This window comes from Phyllobacterium sp. (genome assembly GCF_037994405.1).
In the GTDB taxonomy this organism is placed as follows: Bacteria; Pseudomonadota; Alphaproteobacteria; order Rhizobiales; family Rhizobiaceae; genus Phyllobacterium.
This window is the reverse complement of record NZ_JBBNAN010000219.1, coordinates 1-3,174: the sequence shown is the minus strand read 5'-3', so window position 1 is coordinate 3,174 and position 3,174 is coordinate 1. Positions and strand designations below refer to the sequence as shown.

Below are 3,174 nucleotides of genomic sequence, written 5' to 3'. Positions count from 1 at the left end.
TATAATGCCGGACGCGAGATTTGACAGTTCAAATCCCAGCAGCAACGGGAGGCAAAAGAAAATCCAGAACAGCTGGATGAGAACTGGTGTGCCCCTAAAAAACTCCACATAAACGCTGGAGATACCCCTCACAAATATGCTCTTTGACGTTCGGGCGAGCCCGACCAAAAACCCCAGGGTGCACCCAAGAAAAATGCAGATGAGGGTAAGTTTCGCCGTCATCCAGAGGCCGAGCAGAAGTGCATCCTTGAAGCGAAAGAGAATGCTGAAGTCGAGTTCCATTGCTGTTCTCCCTTCAGCTCATCAGAAGCTGGCGGCGGCGTTCGAGGTAGCCGACGATTTGCGTGACAGGAAACGAGACCGCGAAGTAGACTAGCGCGATGATCGTGAATGTCTCGATCGGCCGGTAGGTTTCGGTTGCAAGGGTCTTGCCCTGATACATCAGATCCTGGACGGCAACGATTGCGACGAGCGCGCTTTGCTGAAAGATCACAATGCCGTTGGTAAGCAGAACCGGGATTGATGCCCGGAAGGCGGTCGGCAAAATGATGTAAAGGACCCGCTGGAACGGATTGAGGCCGAGGGCGATGCCCGCATCCAGCTGCTCGCGGGGAACGTTCTGAATGGCCGCCCGGTAGGCTTCGGCGTTGAAGGCTGTGAGGTTGAACCCGAGTGCAAGAATGCCCATCGTCATTGAGCCGAGGAATACATTGAAGAGCATCGGTACGCAGTAAAAGAACCAGACAATTTGAACAATCGCAGGTGTGCAGCGGAAGAACTCCACAAACAGCATCGCCGGAAGCCGTATCACCGAACATCGACTCATGATCAAAAGCGCTAAGACGAACCCGAGTGTCAGCCCCATCAGATTTGCTGCTGCCGTCAGCTGGAGCGTAACAACAAGGCCCTTGACTAGCGGGCCAAGATTGTTGGTAACGGACGCGAAGTCGAAAGAATAGTTCATGCCGACCTCCTTACTGGCGTATGTGGAACACGCGGTCGATGAAGTCCTTCGTTCTCTCTTCCTTGGGAGAGCCCAGAACCTGCTCGGGCGGACCATCCTCGACAACAACGCCGCCCGCACAGAAGATCACCCGTGAAGCGATATTCTTTGCAAACCACATATCGTGGGTCACGATCATCATCGGCATGTCCTGTTTGGCGAGCTGAAGAATTACCTGTTCAACTTCGCCGACGAGTTCTGGATCGAGCGCGGACGTCACTTCGTCGAAAAGCATGAGTTTGGGATCGAGCATCAATGCTCTCGCGATTGCAACGCGTTGCTTTTGCCCGCCAGAAAGCTGCGCGGGATAGGCATTGGCCTTCGCATCCAGGCCGAACCGTTTGAGTAGCGCTCGCGCGCGTTCTGTGGCGTCGGCTTTCTTGTCGCCCCGCACTTTGCACGGTGCGAGGATGAGATTCTGCAACACGTTGAGATGCGGAAAAAGCGTGTAATGCTGGAAGACCATGCCGATTGATCGGCGCACATTGTTGTCAATCAGCGTCTTGCGATCGTAGCCGTCAGACGAAATATAGGGTTTCCCACCAAACGTGATCGAGCCACTGTCGATTTTTTCGAGCCCCATCATGACTCGCAGCAGAGTGCTTTTCCCGCCGCCCCTGGGACCGATCACAACGAGCCGTTCGCCGGGTTTCATTTCGATATCAAGACCTTTCAGCACTGGAATAAGCGGGCCGTAGCTTTTGTGCAGGCCGTCGACTTTTACCAGCGGTGTCATCATCGGAAGCGTCATGGCAAGGTTCCTTGCAACGTCGGTAAAGAAATGCGGGCCGACACGATCTGCAACGGCCCGCCGCGGCCTTATTTCGAACCCTTGAGTACTTCGTCGACGGCCTTCTTGATCATGTTGTCCACTTCACCCGTGGCAACCTTCTCTTCGAGGAAAATGTTCACAACCTCGACGTCGGAAGACGAAAGCTGGTGGGGCAGGCCGAACGCCACACCCTGCTTGGCAAGCGCCGGCGTCGGATTGAGGGCGACAGCCCATTCCGGATTCGACTGCGTGAACAGCTGGTTGGTATCGGAGGCGTCGACGAGGATGTCCGCACGCCTTGAAGTTACCGCAAGGCGGGTCTCGTCATTGCCTGGCAAACGCAAAATTTGTGCGGTCTTGACGGCGGCGGATATCGCTTTGTCCTGGGCCGTGCCCGACATGACGGCAAGCGTGACGCCCTCTTTGTCAATATCGGCTACCGACGTTGCACCCGCCGGAACCTTGGGGTTTTGCTTATTGTAAGCCAGCGAAATCTGGTACTCCATTGCCGGGATGGAGAAGTTCACCGCCATGGCGCGGGCCGGCGTCCGGTTCAGCGCGAGTGAAACGTCCCACTTACCTGCTTGGAGTCCGGCGACAATATTATCCCAAGTCGTATCCACGAATTCGGGCTTCACCTTGAGCGCCTCAGCGAAACCGCGACAAAGATCGGCGAAGAAACCCGTATACTCGCCAGTAGCCGGATCGCGCATAACGTAGGGCGGAGCCACCGCGGCACCGCAACGCAATACACCTGCTTTTTGCACGCCTTGCCAATAACCCTCAGGTGCCTGCGCGTGGGCAGCCGAGGTCGAAAGTCCTGCAATTACCGCTAATACGGGTACAGCCCGCAATGCGGACGAAAACAATCTCGAGAACATCGAACATCCTTTTGTTTAGCGCTAAGCGCGCGGTTCCACCTGTCGGCTTCGGCCGATCTTTCTGATTTATGTCGACTCTGTGTCGACTGGCATTAATGTCGTCTTTGTGTCGACAATGTCAAGTAAAAAAATCATGTGTCGACAACACGTGACCCAAAGCGTATGACTAAGTTCCGTAGTTTGACTGGAGAACCGCTGGTGGCCGAAGAGCATGAAGTGAAGCGCACCAAGGGTGCCAGCTGGAAGAGCGTCTATGAAACGCTACGCAACGAAATACTGTCTCTCGTGCTACAACCCGGCCAACTGTTGGACGAGACCACGCTGGCAGAAAGATTTGACCTATCACGATCGCCTGTCCGCGAGGCTCTGATACGACTATCCGGAGACGACCTGGTCGTAACGCTTGCCAATAGAAGCACGATCGTTGCGCCAATAGAGGTCGCCATCTTCCCGAAATATGTTGAAGCACTCGATGTCGCCCAACGCATGAACACGCGGCTAGCGGCAGAACTCCGGAC

Annotated in this window: 5 protein-coding genes; 1 reads left to right on the top strand and 4 read right to left on the bottom strand. The window is 55.2% G+C overall.

What is annotated here, in order from left to right; all coding sequences use genetic code 11:
- From AAAC48_RS12145 to AAAC48_RS12130, 4 genes are all read right to left on the bottom strand, one after another.
- On the bottom strand, nucleotides 1–282 hold a 282-nt coding region (locus AAAC48_RS12145), incomplete at its 3' end, for an ABC transporter permease subunit (RefSeq protein ID WP_340654418.1).
- A gap of 13 nt (nucleotides 283–295) precedes the next feature.
- Nucleotides 296–964, bottom strand: a complete 669-nt coding sequence (locus tag AAAC48_RS12140; RefSeq protein ID WP_340654417.1) for an amino acid ABC transporter permease — start codon at nucleotides 962–964, stop codon at nucleotides 296–298.
- A 10-nt stretch (nucleotides 965–974) separates the two neighbouring features.
- Entirely contained in the window at nucleotides 975–1,754 is a 780-nt protein-coding gene (locus AAAC48_RS12135) for an amino acid ABC transporter ATP-binding protein (protein ID WP_340654416.1), read from the bottom strand.
- 68 nt (nucleotides 1,755–1,822) lie between these two features.
- Nucleotides 1,823–2,656 carry a transporter substrate-binding domain-containing protein gene (locus AAAC48_RS12130; RefSeq protein WP_340654415.1) on the bottom strand — a complete coding sequence of 278 codons (834 nt, stop codon included), beginning with the start codon at nucleotides 2,654–2,656 and terminating at the stop codon, nucleotides 1,823–1,825.
- Between the two features lie 198 nt (nucleotides 2,657–2,854).
- Here AAAC48_RS12130 and AAAC48_RS12125 point away from each other — a divergent pair.
- Nucleotides 2,855–3,174: GntR family transcriptional regulator (locus AAAC48_RS12125; RefSeq protein ID WP_340654414.1), on the top strand; the 320-nt coding region annotated here is incomplete at its 3' end.